The organism is Achromobacter semiaridum (assembly GCF_053543755.1).
In genome coordinates this window covers 103,745-121,608 of the sequence record NZ_JBLVOL010000015.1, presented here as the reverse complement: position 1 = coordinate 121,608, position 17,864 = coordinate 103,745, and the positions used below count along the sequence as shown (strand labels likewise).

Annotated in this window: 14 protein-coding genes; 7 read left to right on the top strand and 7 right to left on the bottom strand. The window is 65.1% G+C overall.

Annotated features, from left to right (window positions below):
• The first annotated feature begins 2 nt into the window (after positions 1 to 2).
• A complete protein-coding gene (locus tag ACNPP0_RS04840; RefSeq protein WP_448705154.1) occupies positions 3 to 461 on the top strand; it encodes a DUF1178 family protein in 459 nt (152 codons plus the stop codon).
• Between the two features lie 77 nt (positions 462 to 538).
• Here ACNPP0_RS04840 and efp read toward each other — a convergent pair whose 3' ends face one another.
• The 3 genes from efp to ACNPP0_RS04825 all read right to left on the bottom strand — a co-directional run bounded on the left by efp (position 539) and on the right by ACNPP0_RS04825 (position 3,560).
• Positions 539 to 1,096, bottom strand: coding sequence for an elongation factor P (efp, locus tag ACNPP0_RS04835; protein WP_046804079.1), 558 nt, complete (start codon positions 1,094 to 1,096; stop codon positions 539 to 541).
• A gap of 133 nt (positions 1,097 to 1,229) precedes the next feature.
• Positions 1,230 to 2,342, bottom strand: a complete 1,113-nt coding sequence (gene earP, locus ACNPP0_RS04830; RefSeq protein WP_448705153.1) for an elongation factor P maturation arginine rhamnosyltransferase EarP — start codon at positions 2,340 to 2,342, stop codon at positions 1,230 to 1,232.
• A gap of 15 nt (positions 2,343 to 2,357) precedes the next feature.
• A complete protein-coding gene (locus ACNPP0_RS04825) occupies positions 2,358 to 3,560 on the bottom strand; it encodes a DUF2863 family protein (RefSeq protein WP_332612014.1) in 1,203 nt (400 codons plus the stop codon).
• A 229-nt stretch (positions 3,561 to 3,789) separates the two neighbouring features.
• Between ACNPP0_RS04825 and ACNPP0_RS04820 the strand changes: the two genes are divergently transcribed.
• Entirely contained in the window at positions 3,790 to 4,572 is a 783-nt protein-coding gene (locus tag ACNPP0_RS04820; protein ID WP_332612015.1) for a DODA-type extradiol aromatic ring-opening family dioxygenase, read from the top strand.
• A gap of 163 nt (positions 4,573 to 4,735) precedes the next feature.
• Here ACNPP0_RS04820 and acnA read toward each other — a convergent pair whose 3' ends face one another.
• Entirely contained in the window at positions 4,736 to 7,441 is a 2,706-nt protein-coding gene (acnA, locus tag ACNPP0_RS04815; protein ID WP_448705152.1) for an aconitate hydratase AcnA, read from the bottom strand.
• A gap of 282 nt (positions 7,442 to 7,723) precedes the next feature.
• A complete protein-coding gene (locus ACNPP0_RS04810; RefSeq protein ID WP_448705151.1) occupies positions 7,724 to 8,656 on the bottom strand; it encodes a LysR family transcriptional regulator in 933 nt (310 codons plus the stop codon).
• Positions 8,657 to 8,792: 136 nt separating this feature from the next.
• Here ACNPP0_RS04810 and ACNPP0_RS04805 point away from each other — a divergent pair, with 136 nt between their 5' ends.
• The 3 genes from ACNPP0_RS04805 to ACNPP0_RS04795 all read left to right on the top strand — a co-directional run bounded on the left by ACNPP0_RS04805 (position 8,793) and on the right by ACNPP0_RS04795 (position 12,284).
• Positions 8,793 to 9,680, top strand: a complete 888-nt coding sequence (locus ACNPP0_RS04805) for an SDR family oxidoreductase (protein ID WP_448705164.1) — start codon at positions 8,793 to 8,795, stop codon at positions 9,678 to 9,680.
• Entirely contained in the window at positions 9,677 to 11,203 is a 1,527-nt protein-coding gene (locus ACNPP0_RS04800) for an AMP-binding protein (RefSeq protein ID WP_448705150.1), read from the top strand. The genes ACNPP0_RS04805 and ACNPP0_RS04800 overlap by 4 nt, the downstream gene beginning before the upstream one ends.
• 85 nt (positions 11,204 to 11,288) lie before the next feature.
• Positions 11,289 to 12,284, top strand: coding sequence for a Bug family tripartite tricarboxylate transporter substrate binding protein (locus tag ACNPP0_RS04795; protein ID WP_448705149.1), 996 nt, complete (start codon positions 11,289 to 11,291; stop codon positions 12,282 to 12,284).
• A 61-nt stretch (positions 12,285 to 12,345) separates the two neighbouring features.
• On the opposite strand, the gene ACNPP0_RS04790 is transcribed toward ACNPP0_RS04795, so the two are convergent.
• Complete coding sequence (locus ACNPP0_RS04790) at positions 12,346 to 13,254, bottom strand: LysR substrate-binding domain-containing protein (protein ID WP_332612021.1); 909 nt, start codon at positions 13,252 to 13,254, stop codon at positions 12,346 to 12,348.
• A gap of 170 nt (positions 13,255 to 13,424) precedes the next feature.
• On the opposite strand from ACNPP0_RS04790, the gene ACNPP0_RS04785 reads away from it, so the two are divergent.
• Positions 13,425 to 14,516 carry a pirin family protein gene (locus tag ACNPP0_RS04785; protein WP_448705148.1) on the top strand — a complete coding sequence of 364 codons (1,092 nt, stop codon included), beginning with the start codon at positions 13,425 to 13,427 and terminating at the stop codon, positions 14,514 to 14,516.
• A gap of 259 nt (positions 14,517 to 14,775) precedes the next feature.
• Positions 14,776 to 16,998, top strand: coding sequence for a TonB-dependent receptor (locus ACNPP0_RS04780; protein ID WP_448705147.1), 2,223 nt, complete (start codon positions 14,776 to 14,778; stop codon positions 16,996 to 16,998).
• Positions 16,999 to 17,232: 234 nt separating this feature from the next.
• Here the strand turns inward: ACNPP0_RS04780 and ACNPP0_RS04775 are convergent, their stop codons facing one another.
• Positions 17,233 to 17,832 (bottom strand): transglycosylase SLT domain-containing protein, encoded by a 600-nt coding sequence (locus ACNPP0_RS04775; protein WP_332608898.1) that lies wholly within the window; start codon positions 17,830 to 17,832, stop codon positions 17,233 to 17,235.
• Between the last annotated feature and the right edge of the window lie 32 nt (positions 17,833 to 17,864).

The following is a 17,864-nucleotide window of genomic DNA, read 5'->3' as shown; positions in this document are numbered from 1 at the left end:
CCATGGCTCTCAAAGTTTTTGACCTCCAGTGCGAACACAGCCACGTATTCGAAGGCTGGTTCGGTTCGCACGAAGATTACGACGCGCAACAGGCGCGTGGCCTGGTTACGTGCCCTGTTTGCGGGTCCGCCAGCATCACCAAGCGTTTGTCGGCGCCGCGCCTGAACGTGTCGCATCTGCACGCGCCGGCCAGTCCGTCCGCGATGCCCGCCGGCGCCTCGGACGCCGAAAAAATGGCCGCGGTGCAGGCCATCGTGATGAAACAGGTGCGCGCCTTGCTGCGCAACACTGAAAACGTTGGCCCGCGCTTTGCCGAAGAGGCGCGCCGCATCCACGAGGGCGACGCGGACGAGCGCCCGATACGCGGCACGGCCACGCCCGAAGAGCGCGCCGCGCTGGTCGAAGACGGCATCGAAATCATGGCCGTGCCGGATTTTCTTGACGACGAGCGCCTGCAATAACCCCGGTGGGTGTCAACAAAAAAAGCCAGGCCCGCGAATTGCGGGCCTGGCTTTTTCGTACCTGCTGCCGATTCAGATTACTGAACGCGGCTGCGGTATTCGTTCGTGCGGGTGTCGATTTCGATCTTGTCGCCGATGGCGCAGAACAGCGGCACGTTCAGTTCGTAACCGGTGTTGATCTTGGCCGGCTTGGTGACCTTGCCGGAGGTATCGCCACGCACGGCGGGTTCGGTGTAGGTGATTTCGCGAACGATCGTGGTGGGCAGTTCAACCGAGATGGCGCGGCCGTCGTAGAAGACCACTTCCACGGGCATCGCTTCTTCCAGGTAGTTCAGGGCGTCGCCCATGCTTTCCGCTTCGATTTCGTACTGGTTGTACTCTTCGTCCATGAAGACGTACATCGGGTCGCCGAAGTAGGAGTACGTGCACTCCTTGCGATCCAGTTGCACAACTTCGAACTTTTCGTCGGCCTTGTAGACCGATTCGCTGGCCGAGGCGGTCAGCAGGTTCTTGAACTTCAGCTTCACAACAGCAGCGTTACGGCCAGACTTGTTGTATTCGGCTTTTTGGACCACGAGGGGATCCTTGCCGACCATGACCACGTTGCCGACTCGCAATTCCTGAGCGGTTTTCATCGATAAAACTCCGGGGGGTAGGTGCACTCGCCGTGCTTGCAAAAAGCCGCATGGCTTGCGGCTTCGTGCACACCCCGGGAGGCGTCATAGTTGAGGCCCGACAAATCCAGGGCGACTCAGAAAACTCTCTATTCTAACGTTTCTTGGCCAAGTCTGCGCAAAAGTCGGCCAGATTTTCGGCCAGATCCGGCAGCGCGGCCTGGCTTGCGTCCCAGGTGCGGGCGGCGTCCTGCCATGCCGCCCAGGCGTCCCGCACCAGCGCCGCCGTCATTGCGGCCTGAGTTTGCCCAGTCTCTGGCTGGTTCCAGGCGCGGATCAGGCCCTGCGCACAATCGGGGGCCGGATAGCGGGCTAGCCAGGCTTGCAGCTTTTCCAGGTGCACGTTCTGGTCCTGGGGATAGATTTGCCACACCAAGGGACGCGCGGCCCAGGCGGCGCGGACGAACGAGTCTTCGCCGCGCACGAAATTCAGGTCCGACAGCCACAGCACGCGGTCAAAGTCGGGTTGGGCCACGAAGGGCAGTCGGGCCAGTAGCGGGGCGCCGGGCACCCGGCAGGCGGCTTCCAGGCCCGGCGCCACGCCTTCGGGAGCCAGCAGCACGCTGGGCCAGGAATCCGCCGCCAGGGCGCGGACCAAATCGCCGGTGGGCGCCGTGGGATAACAGAACAGCGATACCGTACGGGCGCCATCGCGGCGGCGCGCCAGCACGGCGTCGTCCACCCGCAGCGACCGCAAAAACCCGTTTTGCTGGTCGATAGACGCTTGCAGCGCGTCACGTTCGGCGCTTAAGCCCGGTTCGCGCAACAGGCCGCCCGTGGCTGCGGTGAACCCGGGAAAGAAAAAGTGTTTGACCAGCCCGTCCGGCCGCTGCGAGGGCAGGCCGTGGCAGCTTTCCACCCAGGCTTCGGCGCTTAGATATTCCAGGTTGATCCACGCGGGATGCACGCGTTGCATGCTGTGCAGAAACGCCTCGGGCGGGTCGCAGGCAAAGGCTTCGATGACCACGTCGCGGGCGGTCAGGGCCAGGTCGGGCGTGTCGGACCAGTGGACGATGTCCACGCCGGCCAGCTCCTGGCGCGGGGCGTCGGGGAAGATGCCCGGCTGAATGCGGGCAAAGCTGGCCAGGTCGTCCACCCACAGGCGTACCTCCCAGCCACGGCCGGCGGCCAGCCGGCGGGCCAGCCGCCAGCAGACGCCGATGTCGCCATAGTTATCGACGACCCGGCAAAAGATGTCTGCTTGCATGGCGGCCTGGTGAAACTAGTGGAACTTGGCCGGCGCGGCTTCGGCGTCCTCGGGCAGTTCGGCGTGCACCAGTTCGCCCAAGGGGTTGGGGAAGTAGGGCGCGCCGCAGTCTTCGCAGTATTCCGCCGGCAGCACGCCGGGGATGCGGCGCAGTTCCGTCACGCCGTATTCCTTGAGCAAGGCGGCGATTTCATCGACCACGTCGGGTTGGCCTTCGTCGGACGGCAGCTCTTCCTCTCGGCCATACAAAGGCCACACGCAGCCGTAGTAGACGTCGTTGCTGCTGCGCGCCGTGAAGCTGATGCGGTATTCGTCGATGCGGTTTTCGCCACAGCCGGCCACGACCGCGCGCAATTGCGAGGCTTCCAGGTTGACCGCGCCTTCCAGCCAACTGACGGCCGCGCGTAGCGACAAGGGACGCACGCGGCGGTCGGCCTCGCGGTTGCTGACGTAGTAGGCGTCGGGCAGCAGGGCTTCGAAGCCGCAGCCCGGCATCAGGGCGGCCAGCGTGGGTTGCGCCTGGGCGGCCCACTGTTGCTGGCACGCGTCGCGCGTGGCGTCGGCGTCGCCCAGGCTTTCCTGCCAACGGAAGATCGGTGCGTTTTCGGGCACCGCCACCGCGCCGATGATGTAGCGCGTGTCGGCCAGCATGTTGGCGGTTTCGATCTCGGTGTTGAGCGTGGGCTTGGTGGTTTCAGCGCCCAGGGCTTGCGAGCCCAGGCGTTGCAGCCACTGCCAGGTTTCGCCGAACGTGCGCGGCATCTGGTCCACGCTGACCAGCACCGGCATCAGCGCGGTGCGCGCCTGGCTGGACAGCACGTGGCCATGCAACTGGGCCAGCAGCGCCTGCTGGGCGCTGGCGGAAACGGGGCCGGTGGGGATGGCGTAGCGCGTCCAGGCCACGATCGGTGCAACGATCAGCAATACGTCGTATACCACGCCGTTTTTCTCGATCTTCATCGATTCGGACAGCGTTTCGGCTTGCTCGATCAAGACTTCGTAGGCGCCGATATCGCTTTGCGCCAGGTGGTCCAGGGCCGCTTCCAGCGGGGCGTCCTGCCCGGCCTTGAGCAGCTTGGGAATCGCTTCGCCAAGCTGGTTCTCCCAAAACACGTCTTCAACGCGGCTGCCCGAGCGGTTAAGCGATTGGGCCAGCGCCACCAAACGGGTGGCGTCGCGGGTCATGCGGGGAGCGGATTGGCTGCGGGTTCGGGCCATAACTTCGAGGGACGTCCAGTAAGTGTGTAACGACGTAGTTTACCGCTCGCCGCCCATCGCGGCGTTGTCGCATTGGTTTCCGGCTTCAGAGGCCCGCGCGGCACGCTGCGCGATGCACCGCCCGCCATTGATGCCGCATTGGCAACAGAGCATCCCCGCGACGGGGGTTTATTGCTGATCGCGAAAGTTCGACAATCCCTTGTCGAATTTCTATACAGGAGGCTGCGCCATGCGTTGGCCTACGCTTTTTGTTTCCCACGGCTCGCCGATGCTGGCCGTTGAACCCGGCCGCACCGGCCCCGTGCTGACGGCATGGAGCCACGCGCAAGGCCGCAAGCCGCGCGGCATCCTCGTCGTATCGCCCCACTGGATGGGCGAAGGGCTGGCGCTGTCCACGCGTGATCGGCAAGTGGCGTGGCACGACTTTGGCGGCTTTCCGCCTGAACTGTATGCGCTGCAATACGCGGCCCCGGGCTCGCCCGAATTGGCCGATCGTGTTCAGGCGGTGCTGGCCGAGTCGGGTATCTCCGCGGAGCGCGACCCGCGCCGTCCGCTGGACCACGGCGCGTGGGTGCCGCTGCGCTACCTGTATCCCGATGTCGATGTGCCGGTGGTGCAGCTGTCGCTGGACATGGGGCGCGACGCCGCCGGCCAACTGGCGTTGGGCCGCGCGCTGGCGCCGCTGCGTGACGAGGGCATCCTGATCATCGGGTCGGGCTCGCTGACGCACAATCTGCGCGATGTCCGCATGCCGCAAAGCGCGGCGCCCGTGGCGTACGTCCCCGCGTTCCAGGCGTGGTATGCGCGTAACCTGGCCGAGCACAACGTGCCGGCGCTGCTGGACTGGCAGGCGCGGGCGCCCGGTGCATTGCAGGCGCATCCGCACGACGATCATTTGATGCCGTTGTACGTAGCGCTGGGGGCGGGCGGCGACGACGCCCGCGCCACCCGCCTGAACGACGAAATTTCGTATGGGGCGTTGGCGATGGACGCGTATCAGTTCGACGATTGAGGCGGCGGGGCGGGGGATAGAAGGCGCGGGTGCGTAGCCCTGGTACACAGCCCGGATACACGGCCCAGATCCATAGCCACGGCCCAAGACCATAAAAAAGCCCCGGAACCGCCAAGGTTCCGGGGCTTTTTGCATCGCGCCCCGACTGCGGGCGCGTCGCGCGTCAGGCAGCCAGCAGCTGGCGCAGCACGAAGGGCAGGATGCCGCCGTGCAGGTAGTAGTCCACTTCGATTGGCGTGTCGATGCGCAGCAGCACCGTCACGTCCTGCTTCGAACCATCCTTGCGGGTGATCGTCAGCGTCACGTCCTGCATCGGCTTGATGCCATTTTCCAGGCCCGAAATGTCGTACGTTTCTTCGCCGGTGATGCCCAGCGACTGCACGCTGTCCGCGCCCTTGAATTGCAGCGGCAGCACGCCCATGCCCACCAGGTTGCTGCGGTGGATACGTTCGAAGCTGCGGGTGATCACGGCCTTCACACCCAGCAGTTGCGTGCCCTTGGCCGCCCAGTCGCGTGACGAGCCGGTGCCGTATTCCTCGCCGCCGAACACAACGGTGGGGGTGCCCTGGGCCACGTACTTCATGGCCGCGTCGTAGATGGACATCTGTTCGCCCGTGGGCTGGAACAGGGTCTCGCCGCCTTCGAAGCGGCTGCCGTCGGGCAACGACGGAATCATCAGGTTCTTGATGCGCACGTTGGCAAAGGTGCCGCGCATCATGATTTCGTGGTTGCCGCGACGCGAGCCGTAGCTGTTGAAATCGGCCTTCATCACGCCGTTTTCCTTCAGCCATTTGCCTGCCGGCGACGATTCCTTGATAGAGCCGGCGGGCGAGATGTGGTCGGTGGTTACGGAATCACCGAACACGCCCAGAGCACGCGCGCCCTTGACGGTGGGCATCGCGGCCGGCGTCATGTCGAAGCCTTCAAAGAAGGGCGGTTCCGCGATGTACGTGGAGTCAGGCCAGTTGTAGGTATCGCCGGCGACGCCCTTGATGTTCTCCCACAGCTTGCCCGGGTTGCTCTTGACCTGGCCGTAGTTGGCCTCGAACACCTTCGGGTCCAGCGCATGCTTCATCAGCGCTTCGACTTCCTCGGACGTGGGCCAGATATCGCCCAGCCAGACGTCGCCGTTCTTGCCACGGCCCACCGGCTCGGTCATCAGGTCGCGCGTGACCGTGCCGGCCAGCGCGTACGCCACAACCAGCGGGGGCGAGGCCAGGAAGTTCGCCTTGATGTTCGGGTGGATGCGGGCTTCGAAGTTGCGGTTGCCGGACAGCACCGCCGAGCAGACCAGGTCGTTGCCGGTGATGGCTTCGTTCAGGTCCGGAGTCAGGTCGCCCGCGTTGCCGATGCAGGTGGTGCAGCCGTAGGCGGCCACGTCAAAGCCCAGCTTTTCCAGATAGGGCAACAGGCCCGTCTTGGTCAGGTAATCGGTGACCACGCGCGATCCGGGGGCCAGCGACGTCTTGATGTGCTTGGGCACCTTCAGGCCGGCTTCCACCGCCTTCTTGGCCAACAGGCCGGCGGCCAGCAGCACGTTGGGGTTCGACGTGTTGGTGCACGACGTGATGGCGGCAATCAGGATGTCGCCGTTCTTGATCTTGGTGCCGGCGCTGGTGGTGAATGTCTGGTTCAGCTTTTCGGCGGGTTGGTTGAAGCCGTTTTCGGCAACCGGCTTGGAGAACAGGTCAATGAAGGTGTTCTTGACGTTGCCGATTTCGATGCGGTCTTGCGGGCGCTTGGGGCCGGCCAGGGACGGCGCGACGGTGGACAGGTCCAGGGTCAGCAGCTTGGTGAAGTTGATGTCCTGGGCGGCGGGGATGCCGAACATCTTCTGGGCCTTGAAGTAGGCTTCGAAGGCGGCGATTTCGTCTTCGGTGCGGCCGGTGCCACGGAAATAATCGATGGTGCGTTCGTCAACCGGGAAGAAGCCCATGGTTGCGCCGTATTCCGGCGCCATGTTGCCGATGGTGGCGCGTTCGGCCACGGTCAGGCTGGCGGTGCCTTCGCCGCAGAATTCAACGAACTTGCCCACCACTTTTTCACGGCGCAGCATTTCGGTGATGGTCAGCACCAGGTCGGTGGCGGTGACGCCGCCGCGCAGCTGGCCCTTGAGTTCAACGCCGACCACGTCGGGCGTCAGGAAGTACACGGGCTGGCCCAGCATGCCGGCTTCGGCTTCGATACCACCCACGCCCCAGCCCACCACGCCGATGCCGTTGATCATCGTGGTGTGGCTATCCGTGCCCACCAGCGAATCGGGGTAATAGACGTTGTTTTTCTTGTCCTGGTGCACGCCGCGCGCCAGGTATTCCAGGTTGACCTGGTGGACGATGCCAAAGCCCGGGGGCACGACGCCGAACGTGTCGAACGCCTGCATGCCCCACTTCATGAACTGGTAGCGCTCTTGGTTGCGCTTGAACTCCAGCTTCATGTTCAGGTCCAGCGCATTCTTGGTGCCGAAGTAGTCGATCATGACCGAGTGGTCGACAACCAGGTCGACCGGCACCAACGGTTCGATGCTCTTGGGGCTCTTGCCCATCTTGTCGGCCACGGAACGCATGGCCGCGATATCGGCCAGCAGCGGCACGCCGGTGAAGTCCTGCAACACCACGCGGGCAACCACGAACGGGATTTCATCTTCGCGGCGGGCGTTGGCCTGCCAGTTGGCAAGCTGCTTGACGTGTTCTTCGGTGACCTTCTTGCCGTCGCAGTTGCGCAGCACGGACTCCAGAACGATGCGGATCGATACCGGGAGCCGCTGCACATCGATGCCAAGCGACTTGCCCAGCGCCGGCAGCGAATAGTACTGACAGGATTTATTGCCGATCTTGAAATTCTTGAGGGTGTCTAGAGTGTTGTGCGGCATGATGGACTCCGTGGTTTTGCCCGGCTTTTTACCCAAGCGCAGGCGGCATTTTCTGGCGTTTTTGCGCGTTTGTCATTGTAGGGGACACAAGCCCGCGCCCGACCGTATGTCTTATATCTTATATAAGACTTGGGCGGCACGTCAAAGTTCCGACCCGTCCGCACAAGACATATGGCTTTGCAAAACCCCTACTTTGGCGGACATGGCCCAAGCCCGCAAGACCCCAAGCTTGTAGCAGGGCTTTCCTACGGACGCCGCCCCCGAGCCCGACGGGCCCCGCCATCAAGCCAGAAAGCCGCGCAGCAAAGGCTCCAGTTCACGCTTCAAAAAGTCCACCAACGCGCGCTGCGCGGTGGACGGGTAGGGCGTGGGTGACGTCAGGATGAACAGCTTGTCGCCCGGCCCCTGTGCCCGGTAGGCCGGCAGCACCTCGCGCAGCCGGTTTGCTTCCAGGTCGGGTTGGACGATATAGGCGGGCAGCAGGGCAACGCCCGCGCCGTCGCGCGCGGCCTGGGCCAAAAAAGGGAAATACTCGGATTGCAGCCGTGGCGCCAGCTTGATTTCGTGCGTCTGGCCGCGGCGGCCGGTCAAGCGCAGCGTGGTCCGCGGCTTGGCCCCGGGCGGGCACAGGAAGTCCAGCCGGCCCAGGTCGCGCGGGTGGGACGGCGCGCCCACGCGCTGCAAATACCCGGGCGCGGCGCACAGGTGCCATTTCACGTCGCCCAATTCGCGCGCGACATAGTCTTGCGGCGGCTGCGAAATTACACGCAGCGCCACATCTATCTCGGACGAGATCAGGTCGCTGACGCGGTTCGAGAACAGCACCCGCAGGCTAAGACTGGGATGCTCCAGCGCAAAACGCACCAGCAACGGGCGCAGCGCGTCCAGTTCGCCAAGCCCCGTGGGCAGAGACAGGCGGACATGGCCGGTGGGTTCGGCGCCCAGTTTCTGAAGCGCGTGCCGCGCCGATTCCACCTCGCGCGCCATGCGCGCCCCATGCTCGTAAAGCACCGTGCCTTGCTGCGTCAGTTCAAGCCGGCGCGTGGTGCGCCGGATCAGTTGCGCGCCAAACGTGCGTTCCAGCTTTTGCAGGTTGCGGCTGACATGGGACCGCGTCACGCCCTGGCGCAGGGCGGCCTCGCTTAGCGTGCCGGCTTCCACGATGGTCACGAACAGCTGGATCAGGTTCAGGTCTAGCGCGGGCAGGGCGGCCATGGGGAAGGGGTCATTGTTGCCTGTTAGGAAACAGAGTTTACTCAGACCGAAGGATTGTCGCGGTATCGACGCGTTGATAATCTGGTCGCCATTGCGCATTGCAGTCACGACAAGGAGACAAACCATGGCCCAAAGCATGTTTCGCGGCGATCTGTTCCAGGGGCAGCGCGTCCTTATTACAGGGGGTGGCACGGGCTTGGGGCTTGCCATGGCCGAACGGTTGGCGGCGCTGGGCGCCACGGTGCACGTGTGCGGCCGCCGCCTGTCCGTGGTCCAAGAAGCCGCAGCCGGGCTGCGAGCCCGGCACGGCGCGCAGGTCTACGCGCACGCTGTCGATATTCGCGATGCCGACGCGGTTGATGCCATGGTGCAGGGCATATGGGACACGCACGGCGGCCTGGACGGCCTGGTCAATAACGCCGCCGGCAACTTCATCAGCCCTACCGAAAAGCTGTCGGCGCGGGGGTTCAACGCCATCGCCGACACGGTTTTTCATGGCACCTTCTACATGACGCAAGCGGTGGGCAAGCGCTGGATCGCTTCCGGCATGCCGGGCGCGGTGCTGTCGATTGTGGTGACGTGGGTATGGACGGGGTCGCCGTTTGTCGTGCCGTCGGCCATGTCCAAGGCCGGCATCGACGCCATGACCAAATCCCTGGCCGTCGAGTGGGGCCGCCACGGCATCCGCTTGAATGCGATTGCGCCGGGCGTGATTCCGACCGAGGGCGCGACCGCGCGGCTGCGTCCCAACGGCGACGGCCAGGACGTGCTGACTCAGCAGAACCCCATGCGGCGGCTGGGCACGGGACACGACATCGGCGAGCTCGCGGCTTATCTGCTGGCGCCGGACAACGACTGGGTCAACGGACAGACCATTGCGCTGGACGGGGGCGACTACCTGGCCAACGGCGCGTATTTCAAGCAGTACTTCGATTGGTCCGACGAGGACTGGGCCGCCGCCCGCGCCGCCATCGAGGCCCGCACCGCCCAAGACAAGGCGCAACGCGCCGGGAAGCCGGCATGAGCGGCCACATCATCGCCGGCAATGTCAGCCTGACGCGTGATGTGCTGGTCGGCCGAGGCGAGCAGGTGGCCGCCGGCCTGGCCGCGATGGGCGTGCGCGAAGGCGACGTCATCGCGGTGCTGCTGCGCAACGGCATGGCGTATCTGGAAATCATCCAGGCTTGCAAGCGCCTGGGTTGTTATTACTGCCCCATCAATTGGCACTACACCGCCGACGAGGTTGCCTTTCTGGTGACCGACAGCGGCGCCAGGCTGCTGATCGCGGACGACGACCTGTGGCGGCAGGCGCAGGGCGCGCTTCCCGCCGGCCTGCCCGTGTTGCGTGTGACCGGGCCCACAGCGGCGGCGCACGGACCCGTCGCGGACAACAGCGGCGACCCTGCCGACTACGACGCCTGGCGTGATGCACAGCCGCGTTACGACGGCCCCTTGGTGGCGCCGCGTGGGCACATGGCCTACACGTCCGGCACGACGGGCCGGCCCAAGGGCGTGGTGCGCCAGCCATTTCCGATGGACCGCCTGGCCGACCATCTGGCCGCCGTCGAATCCGTGGTGGAGCAGGCGTATGGCTTGCGGCCCGGCTGCCGCGCATTGTTGCCCGCGCCCATCTACCACAGCGCGCCCAGCGTGTTCGCGCAGGTGGCCTTGCGGGTGTGCGACACGCTGGTGCTGATGCCCCGGTTCGATCCCGTCGACGTGCTGCGCCAGATCCAGCAGCACCGCATCGACACCGTGTATCTCGTGCCGATCATGTACGTGCGCCTGCTAAAGCTGGACGCGCAAACGCGGGCCTCTTTTGACCTGTCGTCGTTGCGCTTCGTGGCCTCGACCGGGGCGCCGTGCGCGCCGGATCTGAAGCGCGCCATGATTGACTGGCTTGGCCCCGTCGTCCATGAAACCTACGCGTCCAGCGAAGCCGGCATGGTGACCGTGATCGATTCGCACGAAGCGTTGGCGCGGCCGGGCAGCGCGGGGCGCCCCATTGGCGCCGCGCAGGTACGCATCTATGCCGACGATGGCAGCCCGTGCGCGCCGGGCCAAATCGGCCATATCCATGTCCGCCAGCCCGCCTATGCCGACTTCACGTACCGCAACCACCCCGAGGCGAGACAAACGATTGAACGCGACGGGCTGATCGGTCTGGGTGACCTTGGCTATGTGGACGCGGACGGCTACCTGTTCGTGTGCGACCGCGAGTCGGACATGGTGATATCGGGCGGCGTGAATATCTACCCCGCTGAAATTGAACACCACCTGACGCAGTATCCCGGCGTGGCCGATTGCGCCGTTTTCGGCGTGCCCGACGCGGAATTTGGCGAACGCCTGCTCGGCCTGATTCAACCCGCGCCCGATGCCGATGTGGACGTGCAGGATGTGATGCGTTGGTTGGACACCCGCATCGCCCGCTACAAAGTGCCGCGCCAGCTGCTGTTGCGCCCCGCGTTGCCGCGCGACGACAACGGCAAGATCGCCAAGCGCCGCCTGCGCGCCGAGTTCTGGGAAGGCCACGCACGCCGGGTCTAGGCGCGGGCAGATCGACTTGCCCCGTGTGCTTACGCGCGCGGGGCCCATACCAAGATAAGAGTCGCCAAAGACTCGGGAGACAAGCATGTTGAAGATCAACCGTTGGGCAGGCCGCGCGTCGGCGGCAGTGCTGCTGTGCGCCGGCGCCGTGTCGGCGTCCGCACCCGTGTGGGCGGCGGCGTTTCCGGACAGGCCGTTAAAGCTGGTGGTGCCGTACACGCCGGGTGGCGCGGCAGACCAGTTGTCGCGCACGCTGGCCGAACGCCTGTCACGCGAATTGGCGCAACCGGTTGTCGTTGAAAACAAGCCAGGCGCCAACACCATGATTGCCGCTACCCAGGTGGCCCGCGCGCAGGCGGACGGCTACACCTTGTTGTTGGCCAGCAATGCCAGCATGGTGTTGAACCCGGCGCTTTACCGCAAAATTTCCTACGATGCCGAGCGCGATTTTCGCGTGTTGTCGATAGTGGCCGAACTGCCGCTGGTGGTGGTTGCCAACAAGCAGGTGCCGGCCGCCACCCTGGCGCAGTTCGTGGGCTATGCCAAGGCGCATCCCGGCAAGCTGAACTACGCGTCTGTCGGCATCGGCAACCCGCTGCAATTGGCCACCGAACTGCTGAAGTCGCGCACGGGCATGGACGTGGCGCATATTCCCTACAACGGCAGCGCGCCCGCCTTGAGCTCGTTGATGGTCAACGACACGCAGCTGATGGTGGACGTGATCAGCACGTCGTTGCCGCTGGTGAAAGACGGCAAGATCAAGGCATTGGCGGTGACGACGGCCGAGCGCCTGCCCGTGCTGCCCGACGTGCCCACGGTTGCTGAAAGCGGCTTCCCGGATTTTCGCGCCGCGACCTGGTTCGGCGTGGCGGTGCCGGCGGGCACGCCGCCGCAAGAGGCCGCTGTGTTGCAGCAGGCCATTGCGAACGTGCTGCGCCAAGCGGATTTTCGCGAACGATTCCAGACGTTGGGCCTGGTGATCCAGGCGCCGCGCGATCAAGCCGAGACGGATGCTTATGTAAGCGACGACCGTCGGCGTTGGGGCGAAGTCATCCGGGCCAACAACATCAAGCTGGATTGATACGGCGGGCGGCCCAACCCTTTTGGCGGGGGCGGGGGTCACGCTATCCGCGCGGGCCCGCTCACGCCAGCAACGCCGGCAATTCAGCCGCCGCGATTTCCAAGAACCGGCGCAATGCCAGGGGCTCGCCGCGGCGGGCCGGCATGATTGCGTAGATGCGCGACGGCGCGGCTTGCCAGCCGGGCAAGATGGCGATCAGTTCGCCTCTGGCCAGCATGTTGGCGCACAGATAATGCGGTAGCAGCCCCACACCCAGGCCGGCGCGCACCATGGATCGCAGCGTGGCCATGTTGCTGCTCAGGCATCGCGGCTGGAACTCCAGTGATTCCGTTTCGCCCGCCGGGCCGGTGAAGCGCCAGGTATGGCGGCTGTCCTGCGTGGCATGCGCCAGCAGCGGCAACGCGGCCAGGTCGCGGGGATGGCGCGGCCGTGCCTGCGCCAATGCCGGGGCGCCTACCAGTGTCAGCGGCACCAGTGCCAGCTCGCGACCGATCAGCCGGGAATCCGTCAGCGGGGCGCCCATCGCGCGAAACGCCAGGTCGTAGCCTTCGCCCACCAGGTCGATGATTTCGTCGCGAGTGTCCAGCAACACCCGCACGCCGGGATGCGCGATGCAAAAGCGGGCGACCATTTCGCCCAGCAGTGTCACGGCCAGCGGCGACGGCGCGGTGATGCGCAACAAGCCGCTGGGCGTGTCGCCCATAGAGGCCGCCAGGTCGAACGCGGTACGGGCCTCGCGCGCCACCGCCTGGGCGTGGACGTAAATCTGCTCGCCCATCGGCGTCAACGACACGCGGCGGGTGTTGCGCTGAAGCAGGCGCACGCCCAGCCGCGCTTCAAGTTCGGCCACGCGCCGGCTCAGCTTGGAACGTTGCATATTCAACACACGCGCCGCTGCCGAAAATCCGCCTTTGGCGACGACTTCGCTAAAGAGCAGCAAATCGTCCAGGTGATGAATGTGCGGGTACATAGAGCGGGGGGGGGGCGTAAAAGGGAAGGCGGGCGCGAATTGTCCTGTGCGGCATGACAAATATTCCTGAAATTGGCCTCTACTGTCCGCCTGGTGGAACGCATAAGCTCTGCGTCAGTCGGCGCCACCCCCTTTCCACATTGGCGCGACCCACTCCAGGCAGCGCCTTTTTGACTATTCATCTTAGTAACGTCGCGGCGAGCCAGCCCGAATCGGCCGGCGATTCCTGCACCACGCGCGCCTTTGGCCACACCGACTTTTCTCGTGGCTGCTCTCCGGTCATCAGGGTCGACCATTTCGACATGACGGCCTCGGCCGCGCCGGGCCCGTGGCCGCCGGAGCCGCGCCCCGGCTGCCACGTCGCCACCTTGCTGCTGGAGGACACGCGGGGCAGCCTGCTCGGCCCCGGCGCAGCCGGCGATGAGCAAGACGTGCAGGCGGGCGACCTGCACTGGGCGCGGGCGGATGCCGGCGCCACTCGGGTGCGCCAGCCCGCCAACGGCGCTCGGTCCGATGGATGGCGGTTGAATGGCTTGCGTATTGTCGTGGGGCCTTGCGATGCGAGCGATGCCGGCAATCCCGCGCCCACGCTGATCCGGGGCTGGGAAATGCCGGTGATCCAGACCGACGCAGGCCGTATCCGCGTGGTCGCCGGCCACCACGGTGGCTGGCAATCGCCGCTGGTCACGGCGGCGTCGATGCTGGTCCTGGATGGGTGGCTGCGCCCGGGCGCGACGCAGCTGGTGCCGTTGCCGCCCGGCTGGAACGCCTGGCTTTATGTCGTGTCCGGCGAGCTGGGCGTGCGCGCGCGCCACCGCCGCTCCGGCGCGCCGGCGTTGCCCAAGCAGATGGGCGGCGATCCTGACTTCGCTGTCTTGGGCACGGGCTGCGCGCTGACCGCGTCCGCGTCCGCGTCTGCGTCGGCGTCGGCGTCGGCGTCGGCGGGCAATGAAGAAGGCGTGTTGGTGTTGATGGCGGGCAGGGCGCCGGCGCACTTCGTGCTGGTGGGCGGCCCGGCAGTCGGACGGGTGTCCGCGCGGGGTGTGCCCGCAGCCACTGCCATTGCCACACCCACGACCGCAGCCCCGACCGCAGTCCCCACCTCAGCCCCAACCTCAGCCCCAACCTCAGCCCCAACCTCAGCCCCAACCTCAGCCCCAACCTCAGCCCCAACCTCAGCCCCAACCTCAGCCCCAACCTCAGCCACGACCGTGCCGACCTCCCCACGTCGTCGCACCCGCCCCAAGCCGGTCACCACTTGACCCTGACGCCATCAAGGTTGTGTGTTGCGCGACCGCAACGACGCGCAAAAGCGAAAACGGGGACGAGTGAGAATGATTATCGATTTGATAATATTTGCGCCTTAAGACCTCAAGACCCCTGGGTGAACGGGCTCGGTCAGGGCCTGGTGCCAGGCTTTTGCGGTAGTGCCAGCTGATACGCCGTTTTCCGCGCGTCATTCCATCGGGATTGTGTGTTTCTCCGCGCGTCAACGCGTACTTACCGTCCCCTGACCCCGATATGAAAATTCGAACACTTGCCTGCGTAGCCGCAACGCTGCCGTGCATCAGCGCCGTCCACGCTCAAACCGCCACCCCCGTCCCCGCGCAACCCGGCGCTGCCGGTGGCTCCGTCGTGTCGATGGAAGCCATCAAGGTGGAAGCCAGCGCCGACGCCTCGGCAGGCGGTTTGGCCGTGCCCTTTGCGGGCGGGCAGGTGGCTACGGGCGGCCGCGTGGGCATCCTGGGTACGCAAGACAACATGAGCACGCCGTTCAGCATCACCAGCTACACGAACGAGCTGATCCAGGACAAGCAGGCGCGCAGCGTGGGCGATGTCCTGCAGAACGATTCCGGCGTGCGCGTGGCGCGCGGCTTCGGCAATTTCCAAGAGTCCTACTTCATTCGCGGCTTCATCCTGAGTTCGGACGACGTGGCGTACAACGGTTTGTACAGCCTGCTGCCGCGCCAGTACATCGCCACCGAATTGTTCGAACGCGTGGAAGTGCTGCGCGGTGCAACGGCTTTCCTGACGGGTGCCACGCCCGGTGGCGGCGGCATCGGCGGCGTGATCAACCTGGTGCCCAAGCGCGCACCCAACGAGCCGCTGACGCGGGTCACCACCGGCGTGGGCAGCGGCGGCCAGTTCCAGCTGTCGACCGACATCGCGCGCCGTTTCGGTCCCGACGACAGCACGGGCATCCGCCTGAATGCCGCGCAACGCAGTGGCGACACGGGGATCGACGACGAACATTCGCGCACCAGCCTGGTGTCCCTGGGTATCGACTGGCGGTCGGCGGATACCCGCTTGTCGGGCGATATCGGCTGGCAGGAAAACAAGCTGAAGCGGCCGCGTCCGAACGTGACGATGGGCTCGGCGGTGACCACCGTTCCCGACGCACCGGACGCCAGCTCGAACTATGCGCAGCCGTGGTCGTATTCCAATGAACGCGATGTGTTCGGCACCCTGCGCGCGGAACATGATTTCAGCGACAAGCTGACGGGTTGGGCAGCATACGGCTTCCGCCGCAGCGATGAGGCGAATTCGCTGGGCAACGTGACGTTGACCAATGGCAGCACGGGCGCGGGCAACTTCTACCGCTTTGACAATACGCGTGAAGACAGCGTCAATACCGGCGAACTGGGTCTGCGTGCCAAGCTGCGCACCGGCCCTGTCGGCCACGAAGTGGTGGTGTCGGCTTCCTTCTTCGATCTGAAGAAGAAGAACGCCTACATCATGGATTTCGCCAACACGTATCCGACGAACATCTACGATCCGATTTCCTACGACAAGCCGGCGTTTAGCGCGGGTGCTTTGCGAGGCAACGATATCGATAACCCCGCCTTGCAAGGACGCACGCGCATGAGCAGCTACGCCCTGGGCGACACGATGTCGTTCCTGGACGACAAGGTGCTGCTGACCTTGGGCATCCGCCATCAACGCTTGTCGCAGCGCGACTACGCGTACAACACCGGCAAGGAAAACGGCGCGTATGACGCCAGCCGCAACTCGCCGGCTGCCGGTATCGTCTTCAAGGTGGCGCCCAGCGTGTCGCTGTACGCCAACTACATCGAAGCCCTGGTGGCCGGGCCGACGGCGCCGGCCAACGCCAACGGCAAGCCCGTGCCCAACGTTGGCCAGAGCCTTCAGCCGTATGTGTCCAAGCAAAAAGAAGTGGGCGTGAAGTACGAAGGCGAGGGGCTTGGCGCCGGCCTGGCCTTGTTCTCTACCGACAAGCCGCGCGCGATGTACAACGCCAGCAACGAGCTGACCACGTCCGGCAAAGACCGCCATCAAGGCGTGGAACTGACCGTTTACGGCGAACCGATCAAGAGCGTGCGCGTGCTGGGCGGCCTGACCTGGCTGGATGCCGAACAGCGCTCCACCGGCAACGCGTCGCTGGACGGCAATCGCGTGATCGGCGTGCCGCGCTTCCAGGCCAACATGGGCGTGGAATGGGATATCCCGGGCGTGCAAGGCCTGGCCGTCGACGGCCGCATGGTCTACACCGGCTCGTCCTATGCCAACGACGCCAACACCCTCAAAGTCCCCGGCTGGACCCGCTTTGACGCCGGCCTGCGCTACATGACGGACGTCGACGGCCACGTCGTGACGCTGCGTGCCCGCGTCGAGAACATCGCCAATCGCAACTACTGGTCGTCGGTCGGCGGCTACCCCGGCAACGGCTACCTGGTCCTTGGCGGCCCGCGCACGTTCCTGCTGTCGGCCAGCATGGACTTCTGATCGCCGCAGGCTAAGTCACGCAAGCGAAAAAAATCCCGGCCCAGGCCGGGATTTTTGTTTTGGACGGAAGTCTCAGCAGCCGATCACACTGCTTCCCGAATCGTCATATGCACTTGCAGGCCCGCGGATCGTCAAGTGCCGTACCCCAAAAGGTGACGAGTTCTGGGCCTTTCATGTGGCGACTATGCGAGTTTTTGTATAGCGATCCAGGCCAGCGCGGCAGTCGGTATCGGCTCACCACAACCACCCCCCACGCGTCAGGTCGCCTTCGCAGCTTTTGTATTGCGACGTGAATTTCTCCGCGCGTGCCTGCACCTTTTGCGACACCGTCTTCAGCCATGCCTTGCGGTCGTAGCTGCGGTTGCGGTAGCCGGTCCAGCCTTCGTGATAGTTCAGGTACTGGCCGTAGGCGTCCCACTTCGAGATGCCGTTTATCCGTTGCGACTTGCTCATGTACCAGCCCATGAAGTCCAGCGCGTCGGCGAAGTCGTCGCGGCTTGAGCCCCAGCCGCCGGCTTCGCGTTTGTAGTCGGCCCAGGTTTCATCCTTGGCCTGGGCGTAGCCGTAGGCGGAACTGACGCGGCCCCAGGGGATGATGCCAAGGAAGTAGTAGCGGGGCGGCACGGCGTCCTGCTTGAAGGAGGACTCTTGGTACATCATCGCCATGGGCACCGGCACGGGTGCGCCCCATTTCTTCTGCACCTTCAGGGCGGCGTCGTGCCAGTCCGGCTTTTCTCGGAAGATCGCGCAAATGTTCTCGGGGTTCGATGGCGGCGCCGTGGCGCAACCGGCAAGCGCCAGCAGTAGCAGCGGCGGCAGCAAAAGCCGGGTCATTGGCGGGCTTCCTCCTGGGGGTGGGGGCGCGG